At 44.9% G+C, this 18,978-nt stretch carries 17 protein-coding genes and 1 pseudogene; 11 read left to right on the forward strand and 7 right to left on the reverse strand.

Features of this window, described 5'->3' with window-relative positions; all coding sequences use genetic code 11:
- Positions 1-400: 400 nt before the first annotated feature.
- A complete protein-coding gene (locus Q0198_RS08975; protein WP_297897177.1) occupies positions 401-2,626 on the reverse strand; it encodes a ribonuclease J in 2,226 nt (741 codons plus the stop codon).
- Positions 2,607-3,467 (reverse strand): 16S rRNA (adenine(1518)-N(6)/adenine(1519)-N(6))-dimethyltransferase RsmA, encoded by an 861-nt coding sequence (gene rsmA, locus Q0198_RS08980; RefSeq protein ID WP_297897180.1) that lies wholly within the window; start codon positions 3,465-3,467, stop codon positions 2,607-2,609. Before rsmA ends, Q0198_RS08975 begins: the two co-directional genes overlap by 20 nt.
- A gap of 92 nt (positions 3,468-3,559) precedes the next feature.
- On the opposite strand from rsmA, the gene hisF reads away from it, so the two are divergent.
- The 3 genes from hisF (at position 3,560) to rlmN (ending at position 6,486) form a co-directional block, all read left to right on the forward strand.
- The gene (hisF, locus tag Q0198_RS08985) at positions 3,560-4,480 is read left to right on the forward strand and encodes an imidazole glycerol phosphate synthase subunit HisF (RefSeq protein WP_297897182.1); all 921 of its coding nucleotides are present in this window, start codon (positions 3,560-3,562) and stop codon (positions 4,478-4,480) included.
- 354 nt (positions 4,481-4,834) lie between these two features.
- Positions 4,835-5,380 carry a purine-nucleoside phosphorylase gene (locus Q0198_RS08990; RefSeq protein ID WP_297897185.1) on the forward strand — a complete coding sequence of 182 codons (546 nt, stop codon included), beginning with the start codon at positions 4,835-4,837 and terminating at the stop codon, positions 5,378-5,380.
- Positions 5,377-6,486 (forward strand): 23S rRNA (adenine(2503)-C(2))-methyltransferase RlmN, encoded by a 1,110-nt coding sequence (gene rlmN / locus Q0198_RS08995; protein ID WP_297897188.1) that lies wholly within the window; start codon positions 5,377-5,379, stop codon positions 6,484-6,486. The genes Q0198_RS08990 and rlmN overlap by 4 nt, the downstream gene beginning before the upstream one ends.
- Before the next feature lie 56 nt (positions 6,487-6,542).
- Here the strand turns inward: rlmN and Q0198_RS09000 are convergent.
- Positions 6,543-7,246, reverse strand: a pseudogene (locus Q0198_RS09000) (IS1595 family transposase).
- A gap of 69 nt (positions 7,247-7,315) precedes the next feature.
- On the opposite strand from Q0198_RS09000, the gene Q0198_RS09005 reads away from it, so the two are divergent.
- Both Q0198_RS09005 and Q0198_RS09010 read left to right on the forward strand, forming a co-directional pair.
- Positions 7,316-8,047: a hypothetical protein gene (locus Q0198_RS09005; RefSeq protein ID WP_297897190.1), complete on the forward strand. Its 732-nt coding sequence runs from the start codon at positions 7,316-7,318 to the stop codon at positions 8,045-8,047.
- A 15-nt stretch (positions 8,048-8,062) separates the two neighbouring features.
- Positions 8,063-8,215, forward strand: coding sequence for a hypothetical protein (locus Q0198_RS09010; protein WP_297897193.1), 153 nt, complete (start codon positions 8,063-8,065; stop codon positions 8,213-8,215).
- 414 nt (positions 8,216-8,629) lie between these two features.
- Here Q0198_RS09010 and Q0198_RS09015 read toward each other — a convergent pair whose 3' ends face one another.
- Complete coding sequence (locus Q0198_RS09015; protein WP_297897196.1) at positions 8,630-9,112, reverse strand: hypothetical protein; 483 nt, start codon at positions 9,110-9,112, stop codon at positions 8,630-8,632.
- A 122-nt stretch (positions 9,113-9,234) separates the two neighbouring features.
- Positions 9,235-10,647 (reverse strand): RluA family pseudouridine synthase, encoded by a 1,413-nt coding sequence (locus Q0198_RS09020; RefSeq protein WP_297897199.1) that lies wholly within the window; start codon positions 10,645-10,647, stop codon positions 9,235-9,237.
- A 75-nt stretch (positions 10,648-10,722) separates the two neighbouring features.
- Here Q0198_RS09020 and purB point away from each other — a divergent pair, with 75 nt between their 5' ends.
- The gene (gene purB, locus Q0198_RS09025) at positions 10,723-12,054 is read left to right on the forward strand and encodes an adenylosuccinate lyase (RefSeq protein WP_297897201.1); all 1,332 of its coding nucleotides are present in this window, start codon (positions 10,723-10,725) and stop codon (positions 12,052-12,054) included.
- Positions 12,055-12,844: 790 nt separating this feature from the next.
- Here the strand turns inward: purB and Q0198_RS09030 are convergent.
- Positions 12,845-13,477, reverse strand: coding sequence for a hypothetical protein (locus tag Q0198_RS09030; RefSeq protein WP_297897204.1), 633 nt, complete (start codon positions 13,475-13,477; stop codon positions 12,845-12,847).
- A gap of 611 nt (positions 13,478-14,088) precedes the next feature.
- Between Q0198_RS09030 and Q0198_RS09035 the strand changes: the two genes are divergently transcribed.
- The 5 genes from Q0198_RS09035 to Q0198_RS09055 all read left to right on the forward strand — a co-directional run bounded on the left by Q0198_RS09035 (position 14,089) and on the right by Q0198_RS09055 (position 18,532).
- Entirely contained in the window at positions 14,089-15,435 is a 1,347-nt protein-coding gene (locus Q0198_RS09035) for a DASS family sodium-coupled anion symporter (protein WP_297897219.1), read from the forward strand.
- Positions 15,436-15,601: 166 nt separating this feature from the next.
- Positions 15,602-16,255: an amino acid ABC transporter permease gene (locus Q0198_RS09040; protein WP_297897207.1), complete on the forward strand. Its 654-nt coding sequence runs from the start codon at positions 15,602-15,604 to the stop codon at positions 16,253-16,255.
- Between the two features lie 2 nt (positions 16,256-16,257).
- A complete protein-coding gene (locus Q0198_RS09045; protein ID WP_297897210.1) occupies positions 16,258-16,914 on the forward strand; it encodes an amino acid ABC transporter permease in 657 nt (218 codons plus the stop codon).
- Positions 16,914-17,651: an amino acid ABC transporter ATP-binding protein gene (locus tag Q0198_RS09050; protein WP_297897212.1), complete on the forward strand. Its 738-nt coding sequence runs from the start codon at positions 16,914-16,916 to the stop codon at positions 17,649-17,651. The genes Q0198_RS09045 and Q0198_RS09050 overlap by 1 nt, the downstream gene beginning before the upstream one ends.
- 20 nt (positions 17,652-17,671) lie before the next feature.
- On the forward strand, positions 17,672-18,532 hold the full coding sequence (locus Q0198_RS09055; RefSeq protein ID WP_297897214.1) for a cysteine ABC transporter substrate-binding protein: 861 nt from the start codon (positions 17,672-17,674) through the stop codon (positions 18,530-18,532).
- A gap of 20 nt (positions 18,533-18,552) precedes the next feature.
- Here the strand turns inward: Q0198_RS09055 and Q0198_RS09060 are convergent.
- Positions 18,553-18,978, reverse strand: a 426-nt coding sequence (locus tag Q0198_RS09060) for a hypothetical protein (protein WP_297897216.1), incomplete at its 5' end; no start/stop codon positions are given.

Genomic DNA, 18,978 nt, shown 5'->3' on the forward strand with positions numbered 1-18,978 from the left:
GATCCGCATGCCGTAAAAGCTCCGTTCCTTCGAGCCTTAGCACCTCTCGTGCCGTATCTAAAATCTCACTCATTAAACCTTCTTTTTAAAATTTGATTTCATTTTGCGCCTCTTTGCGTAGCGCTTAAATTTACGCTAGCTAAAATTTCACGCCTTTGAAATTTGCGCCATAAAATTTTAATCCGCGAAATTCTGCGCCGCTTCGTTCGTATAGCTGCAGGCTTGCTAGATGCTCTTTAAATTTTGCTTTACGCCGAAATTTTACTCTTCACTTTAAAATTTCACGCCGTAAAACCAGCACACATCGCAAAATTTCAGACCCGAGCGCTAACCGGCGCCATCAAAATTTCACTCGCCCGCCGCAGATCAAAGTCTCTTTGCGCGCTAAATTTAGCCGCGCTTACATCAAATAAATCACTGGCACAATGGTCGGATATTTTTTGATCTTTCTAAAGATATGCTTTCGCACGGCCTGGCGGATCTTACCCTCCAGTGCCCAGTGATCGAGCAAAATTTCATCTTTTAAATTTGCTAAAAACTGCTCGATGATGCCCTGCATCTCCTTGGTAAAGTGCGCCGTTTGATTATCGGCGACGAGCCCGTAGGTGATGACGCGCGTCTGAATGAGCCTCTTTTCGTTTTTGTCGATCTGCGCGATGATGACCGCTACGCCCGCATCGGCTAAATTTTGGCGGTGTTTGACGATCTCGTCGGAGATCTGCTTGTTGATCTGATTGTCGATAAAGACTTTGCCCGTCTTGACCGTCTTGACGCGCTTTAGATATTTTTCGCAAATCTCCATCTGATCGCCGTCGTTCATCAGATAGATATTTTTCTCCTCGATGCCACACTCCATCGCGGTCTCTTTGTGTTTTACGATGTGGTTGTATTCGCCATGCACGGGTAGGAAAAATTTCGGCTTTATTAGGCGCAGCATGAGTTTTTGCTCCTCGATCGAGGCGTGCCCGCTTACGTGTATCTCGCTAAAGTCCTGATATGCGACCTTTGCGCCGCTTTTTAGCAGGTAGTTAAGCACGGTCGAAACGCTGCTTTCGTTGCCGGGGATCGCTTTGGCGCTGATGATTACCTGATCGGTGGATTTGATCTTAATGTATTTGTGCTCGTCCGTCGCCATGCGATACAGCGCGCTCATCGTCTCTCCCTGCGAGCCGGTAGTCACGATCAAAACCTCATTATCTGGGTATTTGGAGACCTGATCGGCATCGACGAAGATCTTTTTGTCTAAATTTACGTAGCCAAGCTCCATCGCGGTAAATAAATTTCGCTCCATGCTTCGCCCGATGACGCAGACCTTGCGGCCGTATTTTACGCCGCGCTCGATAGCCTGATAGACGCGGTGGATGTTTGAGCTGAAAGTGCTCATTATCACGCGCCCCTTACAGCTCGAAAATATTGTATCAAAGGTCTTGCCTACCGAGCTTTCGGACTTCGTAATCCCCTCTTTGTGTGAGTTTGTGCTATCGCTCATCAAAAGCATAACGCCGCGATCGCCGTAATACGCTAGGCGGTTCAGATCGGTCGGATAGCCGTCGATCGGCGTGTGATCGATCTTAAAATCGCCCGTGTGGATGATCGTGCCCGCCTTCGTCGTGATCGCAAGCGCGCTCGCATCGATAATCGAGTGCGTTATGTGGATAAACTCGACTTCAAAATCGCCGATCTGGTAGAGCTGGCGCTTCTGCACGGGGCGGAAGTAGCTGCGTTCGGCTTTAAGGCCGTGCTCTTCAAATTTATTGCTTATCATCCCCAAAGGAAGCGGCGTAGCGTAGATCGGGAATTGGAATTCTTTGAAAAAATATGGCATCGCGCCGATATGATCCTCGTGCGCGTGGGTGATGAGGATGCCTTTGATCTTATTTTTTATCTTGCGGACATAATCAAAATCCGGGATCAAAATATCGACCCCGAGCATGCTCTCCTCAGGAAAGCTCATGCCCACGTCTACGATGATCGCGCTCGTATTGGTCTCAAACACGGTCATATTCGCGCCGATCTCGCCTAGCCCGCCAAGCGGCGTGATGCGTATCGTCTCATCGCTGCGATTCGCGTTTTTAAGCGGATGTAGGCGCTCTTCGTGGATCAGCTTATTTTGCGCGATCGCATCGTCCATCGCCTTCTGCCACGGCTCGTTGCCGGTAAGGCTCTTTGGCATATTTGAGCGTTTTTTGTGCTTTTTCTTTTTCTGAGCGTCTGCGGAGCTTGCATCGTCTGCGGCGCTAGGATTTGCGCCTTTTGCGCTGCTGCTATTTGATTTTGCACGACCGTCGCGGTTTAAATTTGAACCGCCCGCGCCGTTTTCGTTGTTTTTTGGGTATGCGCCTGCGAAATGTGCACCATTCGCGCCGTTTGAATTGCCGCTTGACGAACCGCCCGAAAAATTTGATCCGTTGCGAGAGCCATTTTTTGAACCCTTTGAACGAGCGGAATTTTGCCCGTTTTTCGCGCCTTTATTTTTGCGAGAGCCGTTTTCGTGCTCGCCGCCGAATTCCACATCGCCCGCAGAGCCTTCGTTTGCGATAGATTTTTTTAGATTTTCCTTGCGTTTTTTATAGCGATTGCTTTTTTTGAGTCGTTCGACGCCGTTTTCATTTCTGTTTTCTTCCATCTTTTGCCTTTAAATTTTTAAAAATTTCTAAAAAAAGGGTGGAATTTAACTCGTGCGCCCGAACTGTAGGCGGAATTTTCAAATTTAAAAAGATCTCTTCGGCTAAGCCTCTATCAAATTTTGCGCTTAAATTTTTAATAAGCGTCTTTCGCGGCGCGCTGAAAGATACGCGCAAAAAGCTTTTAAATTTCTCGTGTTCATCTAGACTTTGGAAACGGGCGCAACTTTTTGCGCCGAAACTCTCCGCGCTTTCCTCGGCACCGGGCTTAAAATTTTTGCCTTTTACAAGCCTGATCACCGATGAGGTCACCTTCGGCGCAGGCTCGAAGCAGCCAGGCTCAACGTCGAATAGAAGCTCGCAACCGCCCGCGAGATCGGCTAGGATCGAAAGAGCGCTAAAATCGCTCTGCCCGGCTCTAGCGCAGAATTTTAAAGCGACCTCCTTTTGGATCATCACTAAAAATCCGCTGCACAACTCATCGTCGATCGCCTGCAAAATCATCTTTGTAGCGACGTAGTAGGGCAAATTTGCGACCAAAAAATATTCGCCGCAGCCAAGACCCCGCTGCTGCCAAATCCGCAAAGCATCGCCCAAAACGAGCTCAAGCTCGCCGCTAGCGATCTGCTGCGCAAATTTAGCGCTTAAAATTTGATATAAATCTTCATCTATCTCGAAACTTTTTAATCTGTAAAATTCCAAAAGCTTGCGAGTTAAATCACCTAAGCCAGCCCCGATTTCAACGACATTTTGCATGTTCTCGGGAATCGCTTGGATGATCTTGCTTAAAACGGCTTCGTCTTTTAAAAAATTTTGCCCGAACTCTTTTTTCGCCCTAATCATCGCGAGAGTCTAGCCAAATTTTACTTATAAAGTCATTATGTTAAGTAAAATTTGGCTAAAATCATAAAAAAATTTTATTCTAAAGGGCTGCTTTGAATGGATTTGCAAAACGCATAATCCCATGCCTAGACGTCAAAGACGGACGCGTGGTAAAGGGCGTAAATTTCGTAGGTCTCGTGGACGCTGGCGATCCGGTCGAGATAGCCAAACGCTACAACGATGAGGGCGCGGACGAGCTGTGCTTCCTCGACATCACGGCGTCGCACCTTGAGCGCGATACGATCGTGGACGTCGTAGAGCGGGTCGCGCGCGAGCTTTTTATCCCGCTGACCGTTGGCGGCGGTATACGCACGATCGACGACATTTCGCGCTTGTTAAACATCGGCTGCGACAAGATCAGCCTCAACTCGGCCGCGATAAAAAATCCAAATTTGATAGACGAAGCGGCAAATAAATTTGGCTCGCAGTGCGTCGTAGTCGCGATCGACGCGAAACGAAATTCTAGTGAAATTTCGCGCGGCAATTTATGCGACGCGACGCGGAATTTGGGCGGAAACTTGCGCGATGCCACGCGGATTTCGAACGCAAATTTACGCAATGAAGCACAGAATTTTGGAAAGGCTTCACGCGGTTCGCAGGATGAAATTTTGACTGGAAACGGCGAGCCTTGCGGCTATAGCGTTTTTATAAACGGCGGCAGGCTGGACACCGGCAGGGACGCGCTTGCCTGGGCAAAAGAGGCACAGGAACGCGGCGCGGGTGAAATTCTGCTCACGTCGATGGACTGCGACGGCGTTAAAAACGGCTTTGAGCTAAATTTAACGCGGATTTTCAGCGCGCTTGATATCCCGGTGATCGCAAGCGGCGGTGCGGGCAAGATGGAGCACTTTAAGGACGCATTTTTAGCAGGCGCGGACGCGTGCTTGGCAGCCTCTATCTTTCACTTTAGAGAGATCGAAATCAAGGCACTAAAAGCGTATTTGCAAAAACAAAATATTGAAGTGAGACTGTAAATTTGGTCAGATTTATACCGCAGGGTTGAAACTTAGCCGCCAAAGCGACCAAATAATTAATTTTATTTCAGCCTTTATTATCTTGCAAGTTTTTTGCAAGCATCGTTTTTGCTTAGATAAAATTTCTTCGTTTTAGCTAAATTATAAGCTTTTTTTATGATACTTTTCCATCTTCTTCCCACCACGTACACTGCTACCATTATGGAAGGTAATGGTACAGCTCTCCTAGATATTTGCTTAATTTAATTTTAATTTTATTAGGCACTTTACGACGAAAAAATTTCAAAATTTAGCCTTAAATTTATCGTCATTTTGCTATGATTAGTGAAAAATAATGAAAGCGTGAATGCGTAAATGATAATCTCTGCCGGACGAAATGAAATTTTTGATTTTGCCCTGCCTATGGGTGTAGGGCTAGTGGATATGAGTATAAATTTGACTAAATTTATATGCGAAAATAGGCAAAGCTTGCCGAGTGAAATCATTTTCGTGGGTTCTGCAGGGCTATACAAAGAGGGTGAAATTCTAAAAATTTATGAAAGCAGATCGGCTGCAAACTGCGAGATATCGGCGCTTTATGAACTTTCATACTCTCCAATTAACTATGAAATTCTAGCTAGGAATTCTACCAATGTTTCATATGAAACAATAACTAATAGCTCAACTTTTATCACGACCGATAAAAAATCCGCGTTAAAATTCTTTGAGCGAGGTTATTTTTTAGAAAATATGGAATTTTTTGCGGTTCTCAAGGTAGCACAAAAATTTCAAATTCCCGCTTACGGAATTTTTTGTGCGACGAATTTTTGTGATTCAAATGCTCACACGGATTTTTTAAAAAATCACGCCGCTGCAAAAGAAAATTTAACTAAATATCTAAAAACTAAGGCATTAATTTGAAAAATATCTTTGATTTTACGATGAAAGAACTTGAAAATTTCGTCGAACCAAAATTTAGAGCCAAGCAAATTTACGAATGGGTTTACAAAAAGAACGTGGATGACTTCGCACAAATGCTAAATCTACCAAAAGAGATCCGTCAAAGTTTAGCTCAAAATTTTTATTTAGATCCACTTGAATGCGTCAGATCCGAAACAAGTAGCGATGGCAGTATCAAATACCTTTTCGCTCTCAAAGACGGCAAGACGATCGAAAGCGTTCTGCTACCGATGAAGGATGAGCTGCGAGATGAAAACAAAAAAGTTGTAAGACACGCGCGCTACTCAATCTGCGTAAGTTCGCAAGTGGGTTGCAAAATTGGCTGCACCTTTTGCCTGACAGCAAAAGGTGGCTTCGTACGGAATTTAACTCCAGGCGAAATCGTGGCTCAAATTTGGCTCATCAAAAAAATGAACGCGATCCCGTACGAGCGCCGCGTCAATGTCGTATATATGGGGATGGGCGAACCGCTTAATAACCTAGACAACGTTGCCAAAGCCGTGCAAATTTTAAAAGAAAACGACGGACTCGCCATAGCGCCGCGTCGCCAAACTATAAGTACAAGCGGACTTTCTACGCAGATAAAAAAGCTTGGCGAAATGGATCTTGGCGTGCTACTTGCGATCTCGCTGCACGCAGTGGATGATAAACTGCGTGAAAAACTAATGCCGATAAATCGCGCCTACAATATCGCATCGATCATGCAGGCGGTGCGCGAGTTCCCAATCGATCTGCGAAAGCGCGTGATGTTTGAATACCTCATGATCGATGGGGTAAATGACCGCTCAAGCGATGCTAAAACGCTAGTGAAGCTTCTGCACGGCATCCGCGCAAAAGTAAATCTGATCTATTTTAATCCGCACGAAGGCTCGAGCTTTGGCAGACCAAGCCCTGAAAATATGATAAAATTTCAGGACTATCTATGCGCGCACGGCATTACTTGCACGATCCGCCAGAGCAAGGGGCTAGATATCAGTGCAGCGTGCGGACAGCTCAAGCAAAGAAACGAGCAAGGTAAAATTCCGGCTCAAAGTGATATCAGTACCGATAAAATTTCGAACAAGTAGAGGAAAAATTCGGCGATTATTTTCAGACCGTAAGGCAGATCAGTAAAAAAATTGGCTCAAGATAAGTTAAGCGGATTCTCTCTTATCATCTTTAGTAAAATACGATAGAGTTCTTTTGTATCTTTGCTGTTATTATATCTAAATTCGCATTCTTTTAAATGAAGCAAGAAATTTTCTTTCTTTATCCCTTTAAATTTAGCTAGTCTATGTTTAGCATAACCCCAGAAATTCTCAATGCCGTTGATATGGTTTTTACCATTAGCAAATTCATTCTTGGAATGTTTTACTCTATAATGAGCCTTAGCTCCGTAATCAACCAAACCGTCATAAGCCTTCCAGCAATCAGAATAGATAGTAGAGCTATCAAGCTCGCTAAATTCTTTTAGTATCGGTATCAGTTCATTAGCAGAGCAGTTTTTAACTATCTAAGTATAGACCTTGCCGTCTATTTTAAGCATACCGAATACCGGTGTTTTATTTGTTTATTTGCTGCACCTCTACCTCTTTTACCCCTTACCCTTTTAGATCCGAAGTAGCTTTCATCTATTTCTATCTCACCGCTAAATTTGCTTATCTTTTCACACTCTTTGGATATCAAAATTCTAATGCTTTTTAGAATTTTATTAATGGAAATTCTAGAAATTCCGGTTAAATTTGACATTTTAGTAGCTTCTATATCCTCTGCGAAATACTTTAGAATTTCTCTAAATTTCTTTTCCGAAATTCGGGAACGAACTATATATTTATTTTTCATCGACAAAATCATAGTTAAAAACTCCTTTGAAAGTTTTTAACTTATCTTGAGCCTAAAATTTATAACGGAGTAGCAATGGACGCGCAAAAAATAATGGAAGAGATCGGCGTTTTCTTAGATAGATCGCTGCTTAAAAAATCCAAGATTACAAAGGCGGAAATTATCCGCTTTATCGAGGCAGAATGGGCGGAGGCGGACGATGAGAAATACCGCGTCTACGACTCATACATCTACGCGGCGCGCATGGTGAATGAGAACAAATGGGCGGACGACGCCCCAAATATGCTGCGCTGGCTAGGCGATATGGACAAGCACGCCAGAAGCAATGAAAATCCGCCCTGCGTGAACGATTATTACAAGGGCGAGTGCTGCTTGGAGTGCGGCATAGAGCAAGAGGCACTTAAATTTTTGTGCAAAAGTTACGAAGCGAATGAAGAGTATCTTTTCACCCGCAGCCCAAAGGTCGCGGAGTTTTTTAATGCACATCTTGCGGAACCTAAAATTTTGCCTAAATTTGAAGATGAGGAATACGAGGACTTTAGTTTCCCGCTGCGGCTGGAGTATTTCGGTAAAGCTTTAGAGCAAGAGGGCGAGTTTCGCTGCGCGTTTTTAGATGAAGACGGCGAGGAGACGGACGAGCCAAATCGCGCGCAATCGGACGCGCTAGAGCTTCTAAAGCAAAATCAGGAAGAAATTTTAACGGGCATCTTAGCTGAAATTTTAAAAAACTACCAAAAATGGCAGGAGATCTACGACTATCCGAGCGAAACGAAAAGCGATTTCATGCCGGGCATCAGCACGCCGTAGGAGCTTAGCGAACTATTGGAGCTGCAAAATATCTCTATCCTAGACAGTGCGAAAATCGGCTTTCAGTTTAGCTGCTCGTGGGACATGGAGCACGGTCTAGGCGTGATGACGCGCAAAGGCAAGATCACTAATATCGGTGAAGCGGAAGTAGCGTTTATGGCTATTTGAATAAAATAAACCAAATTTTAAAGCATAAAACAAATTTTTATAGTTACTTTTAGGCTAAATTTTACGCATTTTTTTATCACTTTTACCATATGCAAATACAAGAAGCCAAAATAATAAAAATTAACTGCCGCGTCTTAATCTTACACACATCTTACCGATCAAATTTCGCACTAATTTGCAATTACGATTGTATAAATGAATGGGTGTAGAATTTTAGCGATACAATGAGAAATATTGCATCTCCTCTCTCGCTTTAACATTTATAAAGTTTCTCTCATATTGGTTATACCGCTATTCCGAATTTTAAATTTACATACTATTAAACTCGCGATTATGCCAAAACAAACTCTGAAATCATCCCCGAATTCCTTCTTATCTACCCTTGGCATTTCGAATTTTCATAGAAATTAACAATTACAATCCAAGTCCCATGCCAATATCTTGCGATATTTCTATTGTTTGTTTTTGTTCTATGCTACGGTCTATACCCAAACCAAGCACCCTCTTGCAATATTCCCCAAAAGAAGCAACTACCGTTTTGCTCCCCATGCTTGCTATTAATGCCGAGCTTTCTAAATTAACGGAGCTTCCCGCCCCACCCTTTTGCTTAAATAGAAAATTGGCGTATTCGTCAAATTCTTTTTTAAATATCCCATGTTCTTGATTGTATTTTTTAAAAGAATCAACACCAGATTTAAAATCTTTTATACTGCCACCCAACTTATCTTGAAGCATCCAATATTTATGCGCTCTGAGCTCAAATTTACCATAATCTTCGCTACCGAAAATAAATATATGAAATCCACCGTCTAGCCAAGCTGAATTATGTGCTTTTATAGCCGTAAAGCTTTTCCCCAATATAGCCATCGCAAAATAAAATCGTCTTAAAATTTTCAAATAACTACAGATGAGAAATTAATAAATTAAACACCGTTATAACCATAAAATTTTATAAAAACCAGCAAAAGCAAAATCCTAGTCATCGAAATAATCGCCGCTTCAAAATTTTATTGAGTTACTTAAATTTTACCGATTTTCGCGAGATTATAAAACTCTCTTGCGGCATCGAATTTGCTTTTTATCTCATATTGTTCGCCGCTCAGTTTAAAGCAAATCGCATTCGCGTGCAATAGCAATCTAGGCGCCCCCGTCGTTCTGATCCGCTCCGTCTCATCCATCTTTTTATCCAATATCCGCTCCGCTTGCTCTCGCGAAAGCCCATACAGCGGCTCTCCCAATATCGGCGCACCCGCGGCAAATAGATGCAGCCTGATCTGATGCTGCCTACCCGTCAGCGGATAGCACTCAATCAGGCTAGCGTCTATGTCCGAGAAATATCGCAGCGGGCGTATCAGCGTGATCGCCTCCTTACCGTCGCGCGATATTTTCATACGAATTTTAAGATCGGCAAACTCGTCGCTAGGAGCGATCGGAGCATCAATCACAAACCCCTCAAAATCCTTTAAAAATTTCAGTTTCTCGCTAAATTTTGCGTATTTTGCAGGCTCAAATTTTTTCAAATTTACACAGCCCTTAGAAGTAGCTGGCAAAGATTTAGCTACAGATAAGGCGCAAGGTTTATGTCCGTTATCCGCGCTACTCATCGCGATAGCGGGTTTAAGCTTATCGCTCACGCCGTAGGATAAAGCATCAAATTCAAATCCGCTGCCAACATCGCCAGTAGGAGCGCCAGATTCAAATTTAGCTTGCATGCCGTCAGATAGAGCATCGCACCATAATCTCCTACTCGCACTATTAGACAAGATATTAAATCCAAATTTATTGCCTACTCCTTTTAGAGCTAGTGTATCGCGCAGATCCGATACGCTACTTGGCAAGCTCACAGCATCGCCCGCAAATTTTGATCCGCAAATTTTATCAAAGCCTAGAGCATAGCAATCCTCTATTTCGCCATTGCAAGCGGCACCTTGCAAATCCCCTCGCAAGCCCTCTCTCAAATTCCCTCGCACGAGCGCTAGATAGCTTTTCATCACCCTACGCTGTTCGAAGCACTCTTTGAGCTTGCGCGCCGCGTCTTTATCCTTGGCGACGATAAGAATTCCGCTGGTTTCTAAATCAAGCCTATGCGCCACGCACGCGTCCTGCCCGTATAGCGACCAGATCTCGTCATACATATTATAAGGCGAGTTGCGCCCGCTCGGATGGCTTAAAATTCCACTCGGCTTGTCAAATGCCGCAAACGCATCGCACTCAAAGATCGGCTTCAGTCCGCGCGGCTCGCATTTGTAATCGATCAAAAAAATTTCTCCGTGCGCGACGGAGTTTTTATGTAAATTTCGATCCTCTGCATCGGTTACGCGATGCTTATCACAGATGCGCTGCGCGGATTTCATATCGTATCCGAGGCTAAGCAGAATTTCGTAAATTTTGCGCCCCTCAAAGCTTCCCAAGCTTCTTTTCTCATAACCCATATTAAACTTTCAGCCCCATTTTTATATAATTTTTGCCATCATTATACAAGAAATTCTAACCGAAAGGCTACTAAAATGGTCGAAAGATACGCAAGAAAAGAGATGTCTGAAAAATGGAGCTTGCAAGCCAAATACGACGCGTGGCTAAAAGTCGAGCTCGCGGCGGTTAAAGCGTGGAATAAGCTAGGTCTAATAAGTGACTGCGATAAAGATAAAATTCTACAAAACGCAAGCTTTAGGATCGAGCGGATAGATGAGATCGAAAAGACCACCAAGCACGACGTGATTGCATTTCTAACGAGCGTGAGTGAGAGCCTTGGGCAGGAGAGCCGCTTCGTGCATTACGGCATGACTAGCAGCGATTGCATCGATACCGCCGTCGCGCTACAAATCAAAGAAAGCATGGAGCTTATCATTGAGGATGTGCAAAATTTAAAAGCTGCGATAAAATCTCAAGCCATGAAGCATAAAATGACACTGATGGTCGGGCGCAGCCACGGTATCCACGGCGAGCCGATCACTTTCGGACTCGTGCTTGCGGTCTGGTATGATGAGATAAATCGCGCACTAGAGCTTTTGCAACACGCAAAAAGCGTCATCAGCTACGGCAAAATAAGCGGTGCGATGGGGAATTTCGCCCACGCTCCACTAGAGCTGGAAGAGATGGTGTGCGAATATCTAGGGCTAAAGCCCGCCCCCGCGTCCAATCAAGTCATCCAGCGCGATCGCTACGCACAGGTAATGAGCGCACTTGCGATCCTGGCTTCCAGCTGCGAAAAGATCGCTATCGCAATCCGCCACTATCAACGCACCGAGGTTTATGAGGCGGAGGAATTTTTTAGCCCAGGTCAAAAGGGCAGCTCTGCGATGCCGCACAAACGAAATCCTGTGCTTAGCGAAAACGTAACGGGACTATGTCGTATGATCCGCAGCTTCGCAATACCCGCGATGGAGGATGTAGCGCTATGGCACGAACGCGACATCAGCCATAGCTCGGTCGAGCGATTTATCCTCCCTGATGGCTTTATAACCGCCGATTTTATGCTAAATCGCTTGACGAGCTTGATCGAAAAACTGCTCGTATATCCCGAAAATATGATGAGAAATCTAAATTTAACCGGTGGGCTCGTGTTTTCGCAGCGCGTGCTGCTAGAACTGCCTAAACGAGGAGTTAGCAGAGAGGATGCTTATAAAATCGTGCAGCGTAATGCGATGAAGGTCTGGGCGGATCTGCAAGAGGGCAAAAAAGCTATAGATGAGCAAGGGCATAGCTTGTTTTTACAAAATCTGCTAGCAGATACAAAGCTACGAGAAAAGCTAAGCGAAAGCGAGATCAAAGAGTGCTTTGACTACGGATATTACACTAAAAATGTGGACGCGATTTTCGCTAGGGTTTTTAGCAAATAGCAGACACGCGGCTTGCTATTTTAAAACTCCGAGCTAGCTTACAAAATATAGCGAAGCAGCTAGAAATTTATGTTTGCGCCGAAGTATTTTAAAAAGAGCGATTGAAATTTTAAAATTTTTACAAAGACAAAATTTTAGTAAAAGCGTAGCGCTTGCGGATTAATCTAGCATCTAAATCCGCACGACAGGCATCCACCACTTTTACCGCGAATTTTTCTACGGTTGCAACTAACCTTAAAATCGTAAAAATTTAATGCTTTAAAACGGTAAAATTCTTAGGTGTAGTAGTTTTAGAATTTTACCGCAAAATTTAAGTGCTAATCCCGAAGATGTAAATGCGAGATTTCCATAAAGCAAAATAGCATTTTCTGTGTCGTACTCGAACTAGGGGTCGTGAGATATCCGAAGCAATTATGAAACAAATTTAAAGTGGTAAATGGAGACATTGATAAAATTCCGCTTTTTCAACTTGAAATTATAACGATTCTTAGAAAAAAGCGGATTGAGTAAAATTTCATAAATTCCATCAATTTAAGCGCTTACCAGATAGCACCAAAAATATGAGCCAAGCTTGCGTGAATATATTTGAAATTTTGTATGTACGAGTGGATAAAATTTGACGTCTAACACCGGCAGCACCCTTGATTATCATATAATTGCATCTGAATTGCTCGCAAATCTCGGATTAAACAATCCTGCCTGCAATTTGACATCTAATAATTATTTGGAATTTAAAAGCGGATGGAGCGGGAGTTCGTTTGCCCCATCCTGCGCCAGTACGTTAGAATTTTTAAAATTTAAAGTTATACCCTAAATAGAGCCCATGGTTGGTCTCATATACCTTGTCTACATCCTCTCCGAGCTTACTAGCCTTGTATCTCGTGTAGTCCGCTTTGTAGCCGAATTCGATCTCGTTATGCTCATCAAAGCTATATAGCCCGCCCAGTCTTGCGCCAATTACCCAGCCAGGCAGAGTCTTTGAAAGCGAATCGCTGCTTCCGTAAGATTCGTCATACGAATAAATTTTATATTTCAAAAATGAAACTCCCGTATAAGCGCCCGCTACGAGTTTAAAGCCGTTTGTAATCTCAGGCGTAAAATCCCCGCCTACGAGCAAGCTATGCTTATTCCACTCGTGTTTAAATATGATGTCCTCGTCAGTGCCAGTTTTCGAAGCTTTGAAATCATACAAGTACTCGCCGTACGCCCTAGCTATACCGAAATCGTAGCCGCCTTTAAAGCCGAGCGCAGCCTGCCCCTTATTATCTTTATTCGTGCCAGAATCGTCCTCGTCAGACCATTTAGTAGTGATGCTGGATTTAAAAGAGTAATCTCCCTCGATACTTAAAAATATCCCCTCGCCGAAGCTTGAGCTTGCGCACACCGCAGCGGCAAACGCCGCGATTAAAATTTTGTTTTTCACATTTTCTCCTTACAATTTATAATTTCGGGCTTTCCACCGCCGCCGCTTTTGCCATTTTACCGCTTGCTATCTTTAAGCGTCTTCCGCCAAGCTCGCTCATAAGCGCGTTTAAAATTTGTTGATTATAATATCCTTTTTTTGAAATTTCGATGAATTTCGCGACAAGACTTGGAATTTTATCTCACTCGCCTTGGATAAAATTTTATCTCGATTGCCAGCACGGAATTCGACGAAATTCTACGCCGCCTCCCTTGAGCAGTTAGCAAATTTAAATGCCGAGTGTCATTAAAAAATAATCTGTGATGAAATTTAAAGCGCTTACTTAGTTGTTCGTTTTTATGTATAATTTAAGATTTACACACGAGATAAGTGCCGTGTTACCGATAGTAACTGCACTTTTAAAAATTTAAGACGATTTGATTTGGAATTTATAAAATTCCCGCCTCATTTTTGTATCATAAGCCAAATCCAAAAAAGGAGTATTTATGGAAGAACACAAAGTGGAGTTACGCAACTCCCGCTTACAAGGGCCGCTGGACTCAGACGTAGACGAGCTGGGTTTAGACAGGCTCACCGACACCGTGCCGTTTCCTAAGCGCGGCGTCATCATTATGGCGATTGCCGCCGCAGTGGGCTTTGCGCTATATGCCGCGTTACCATTTGAGCCTAATGTCAAAAAAGGCCTTGCGCTGCTTGCTTTTATCGCGATTATGTGGCTTACAGAGGCCGTGCATATCACGGTAACCGCGCTTATGGTGCCGGTGCTTGCGGTAGCTATCGGACTTGGCAAATTCGCTAAAGATGGCACTTTCACGGCTGCCACCATCAAAAGCACGCTTGCAAATTTTGCAAACCCTACGATCTTTACCTTTTTCGGCGGTTTTGCTCTGGCAACGGCTCTGCATATGCAAAAGCTAGACAAAAAGATCGCGATGTGGCTAATCGCCCGCGCAGGCGGTCGCTTGGGCGTGGCTGCGATTTTAATCTGCCTTGCTACGGCGATCCTTTCGATGTGGGTTTCAAACACCGCAACTGCTGCGATGATGCTTCCGATCGCACTTGGAATTTGCGCCAACATGGACGAGAGCAAAGATCGCGGCACGCTTGTGTTTTTGCTTTTAGGCATCGCGTATTCTGCAAGCATCGGAGGTCTGGGCACGCTCGTGGGATCTCCGCCAAATTTAATCGTGGCTCAAGCCTTGCACTACAGCTTCGCGGACTGGATGAAGGTAGGTTTGCCGCTAATGTGCGTGATGCTACCGATAATGCTTGTGGTGCTTTATATAATTTTCAAGCCGAATTTAAGTCATAAAATAGAGATGGATCTGGAGCATATCCCTTGGACGCGCGAGCGCATTATTACGATCGTCGTATTTGCTCTAACAGCGCTTGGCTGGATATTTTCAAAGCAAATTTCAGCCCTTGTGGGCTTTAAAGTGGACGATGCTTACGTCGCCATTTGCTCGGCAGTCGTAATCGTCATACTAGGACTTGCCAAGTGGCACGACATCGCCGAAAACACCGAGTGGGGCGTGCTGTTGCTTTTCGGCGGCGGACTTACGCTAAGTGCGGTTTTAGGCGATTCCGGAGCCTCTAAGGTGCTTGGTGATTTGGTCGCGCACACTTTTGGCGGAGCGCCTACTTACATCGTACTTTTGGTAACGGCAGTTTTCATCATCTGCCTTACGGAATTTACGAGCAATACCGCCTCTGCTGCACTTTTAGTACCAGTATTTGCGGGAGTAGCGGCTCAAATGGGGCTACCGAAAGAAACTCTTACGATCATCATAGGCGTAGGCGCGAGCTGCGCTTTCGTAATGCCGGTAGCGACGCCGCCGAATGCTTTGGTTTTCGGCACGGGACGCATTCGCCAGGCGGAAATGGTGCGGAGTGGCGGAATTTTAGCAGTGGTTTCCGCGATTTTAGTTTCCGGCTACGCGTATATTTTTTACTCGTAAAATTCCGTCAAAATTCTATAGTCCGGGTATCTGCTCGGACTAAATATATTTATAAGATATATTTTTAAACTCCTAAATTTCTGGAATCTTTATAAAAAAATTCTGATTTAATACTATTTTAATCAGTTATCTGTATAATATGCATATTTCACGGAAAGAAGATTTTATGGATTTTGATTTTATAGCTAAATTTAGCCCAATGTTCGTAAAGGCGGGAATTTTAACGCTGAAGCTTGCATTTTACGGGATTTTACTATCCATAATCATCGGTTTTATCTGCACGCTAATAAAATATAAAAGATTGCCTCTATTAAGCCCGCTTGTGAGCGCATATATCGAGCTATCGCGTAATACCCCGCTTTTAATTCAGCTATTTTTTCTATACTACGGCCTGCCGAAGCTGGGTGTTCAAATTTCAGGTTTTACCTGCGCGATTGTAGGTCTTGCATTTTTGGGCGGAAGCTATATGAGCGAGAGCTTTAGGCTCGGTTTTGAGGCGATAAAAAAATCCCAGATCGAAAGCGCGATGAGCCTGGGCCTTGGCGAGGCGCAAATAGTATTTTATGTCGTGCTGCCGCGCGCTTTTGCGATCGCCCTACCCTCCATCAGCGCAAATATAATCTTTCTGCTTAAAGAAACCTCGATCGTTAGCATCGTCGCACTCGCCGATCTCGTTTATGCCGCAAAGGACGTGATCGGGCTGTATTACAAGACGAACGAAGCGCTATTTATGCTAAGCGTTTCGTATCTGATCATAATCCTGCCGCTTTCGCTAGCGCTTACGCTGCTTGAAAAGCGCCTTGCGTATATGAGAGGCTAGCGATGGAACTCTTAAGCGGTGAAAATTTAATCAGGCTTCTTGGCGGGCTTGGGGTCACGCTGCAAATCGCGCTCATCTCGATCGCAGTTTCGCTCGTACTAGGCTTGGTGCTTGGAATTTTAATGGCCTCCGGGCGCAGAGCCTTATACATCCCGCTTAAAATTTGTCTAGAGATCGTGCGCATCATGCCGCCTATCGTTTGGCTATTTATCGTATATTTCGGCGCGAGCAAGGCTTTTGGCATACACATCTCAAATATCGCGGCTTCGATCATAGTCTTTAGTATCTGGGGTGTTTTTGAGATGATGGATCTGGTGCGCGGCGCCGTGCTTAGCATCCCTAAGCATCAGTTCGAAAGCGCCGAAGCGCTCGCATTTAGCAGATCTCAAATTTATCTCTACGTGATCCTGCCGCTTGCGATGAGGCGCCTAGTGCCCGCAACGATAAATTTATTCAGCAGGATGATAAAAACAACCTCGATCGCCGTGCTTATCGGCGTTATCGAGCTCGTCAAGGTCGGACAGCAGATCATCGAAGTAAATGTCTTCCGCGACAATTACGCGCCGCTAATCATCTATGGAGCGATATTTTTCGTATATTTTTTGATCTGCTATCCGATCTCGGCGCTTTCGAAAAAACTAGAAAATAGGTGGAGCTGATGGAAATTTTAAAAATCGATAAAGTCAATAAATTTTACGGCGAACTGCACGCGCTAAAGGACGTCAGCCTTAGCGTCGCGCAGGGCGAGGTCGTAGTGATCCTGGGTCCTAGCGGCTGCGGCAAAAGCACCCTACTTCGCACGATCAACGGGTTAGAGCCGATACAAAGCGGGAATTTTATAATCGAAGGCGAGCGGATCGATCAAAATTTCAAAGAATGGCGCAGAATTCGTCAAAAGATCGGTATGGTCTTTCAAAGCTACGAGCTTTTCGATCACTTAAATGTGCTACATAATATAATCCTAGGTCCCGTGAAAGTCCAAGGTGTACCGCGCGAGCAAGCTGTAGAGCTAGCCAGGCATTGGCTCAAAATCGTAGGACTAGAAAATAAAGAGCGAGCCTATCCCAAAGAACTTAGCGGCGGGCAAAAGCAGCGCATCGCAATCGTGCGAAGCCTGGTGATGAAGCCCAAGATCATGCTTTTTGACGAGGTTACCGCGGCACTTGATCCAGAGATCGTGCGCGAGGTGCTAGACGTAATGCTAAATCTCGCCAAAGAGGGGCAGACGATGCTAATCGTAACGCACGAGATGGGCTTTGCGCGCGCCGTAGCCGATCGCATAGTTTTTATGGATGAGGGAAGCATCGTGGAGATTAGCGAACCGGAGGCGTTCTTCACCGCTCCGAAGAGCGAGCGCGCGAAGAAATTTCTAAATATGTTCGAATTTAAAAAATAAATTTTAATAAAGGAGAAAAGATGAAAAAGACGCTAAGCACGCTTTTTATCTTAGTTGCGTTATTTTTCGCAGGTTGCAACGACGAGGGCAAAAGCTCCTCAAATTCCGCGCAAGGTTCCGCCGCGCCGCAAAGCTATATAGACGGAGTTAAAAAGCGCGGCGTAGTAAGGATCGCCGTTTTCGGCGACAAGCCGCCGTTTGGCTACATCGACGAGGCGGGCAAAAACGCGGGATATGACGTGTATTTTGCAAAACGTATCGCAAAGGAGCTTTTGGGCGATGAGAGCAAGGTGCAGTTTGTACTCGTAGAGGCGGCCAATCGCGCGGAATTTTTGGCGTCTGATAAGGTCGATATCACGCTTGCAAATTTCACCGTAACGCCGGAGCGCAAAGAGGTCGTGGATTTCGCGCTGCCGTATATGAAGGTAGCTCTAGGCGTCGCGAGCCCGAATGGCGATATCACCGACGTTTCGCAGCTTAAGGACAAAACGCTTTTAATCAACAAAGGCACGACTGCGGATCTGTATTTTACGAAAAACCACCCCGAGATTAAACTTTTAAAATTTGACCAAAATACCGAGACTTTCGGTGCGATGCTGGACGGCAGGGGCGATGCGATCGCGCATGATAATACGCTTTTGTTCGCGTGGACGAAGTCAAATCCTGGCTTTAAGGTAGGCATCCGCTCGCTCGGCGATCAGGACGTCATCGCGCCCGCGGTTAAAAAGGGCAACGACGAGCTTCGCAAATGGCTTGACGATCTAATCGTAAAGCTCGCGGATGAGAAATTTTTCCACGCCGACTACGACGCGACGCTAGCGCCGGTTTACGGCGACGACATCAAGGCTGACGACGTCGTAATCGAGGGCGGAAAGTTATAAATTTAGATTCGCCGTCTAGTTTAGCGGGGCAATCTTATTAAGCCCTGCACCTCGCAGGAACGAGCCGCCGTAACTTTACCGGAAACGGCGGCTGCAAACGCCAAAGTGGCGGCGAGCGCTTTTATAAGATAACTAAATTTATCGATCTTGCGGCAGAGTTTTGCTTCCACGCGGCGAATTTGCCGCGGAGTAAATTTTAGCCGAGCCGAAACGCAATCTAGCGCCCTCACCGTGGCAAAATTTAAGTCGCGCACGGCAGCGTAAAATTTCAAGCGATAGTAAAATTCTAACGCAAACTGCTCGTGCGGTAAAAATTTTGCCGTGCGAGCAATGATAAATCGCAAGCGCTCGCTCGTTAAATGGATCGGGAATTTATAAAATTTTATCGGCTCAAGGCGGCTTGTAAATTCTGCGCGGCTAAATTTCCCGTACCGATTTAAGAGCCA

This window comes from uncultured Campylobacter sp. (genome assembly GCF_938045205.1).
Lineage (GTDB): Bacteria > Campylobacterota > Campylobacteria > Campylobacterales > Campylobacteraceae > Campylobacter_B.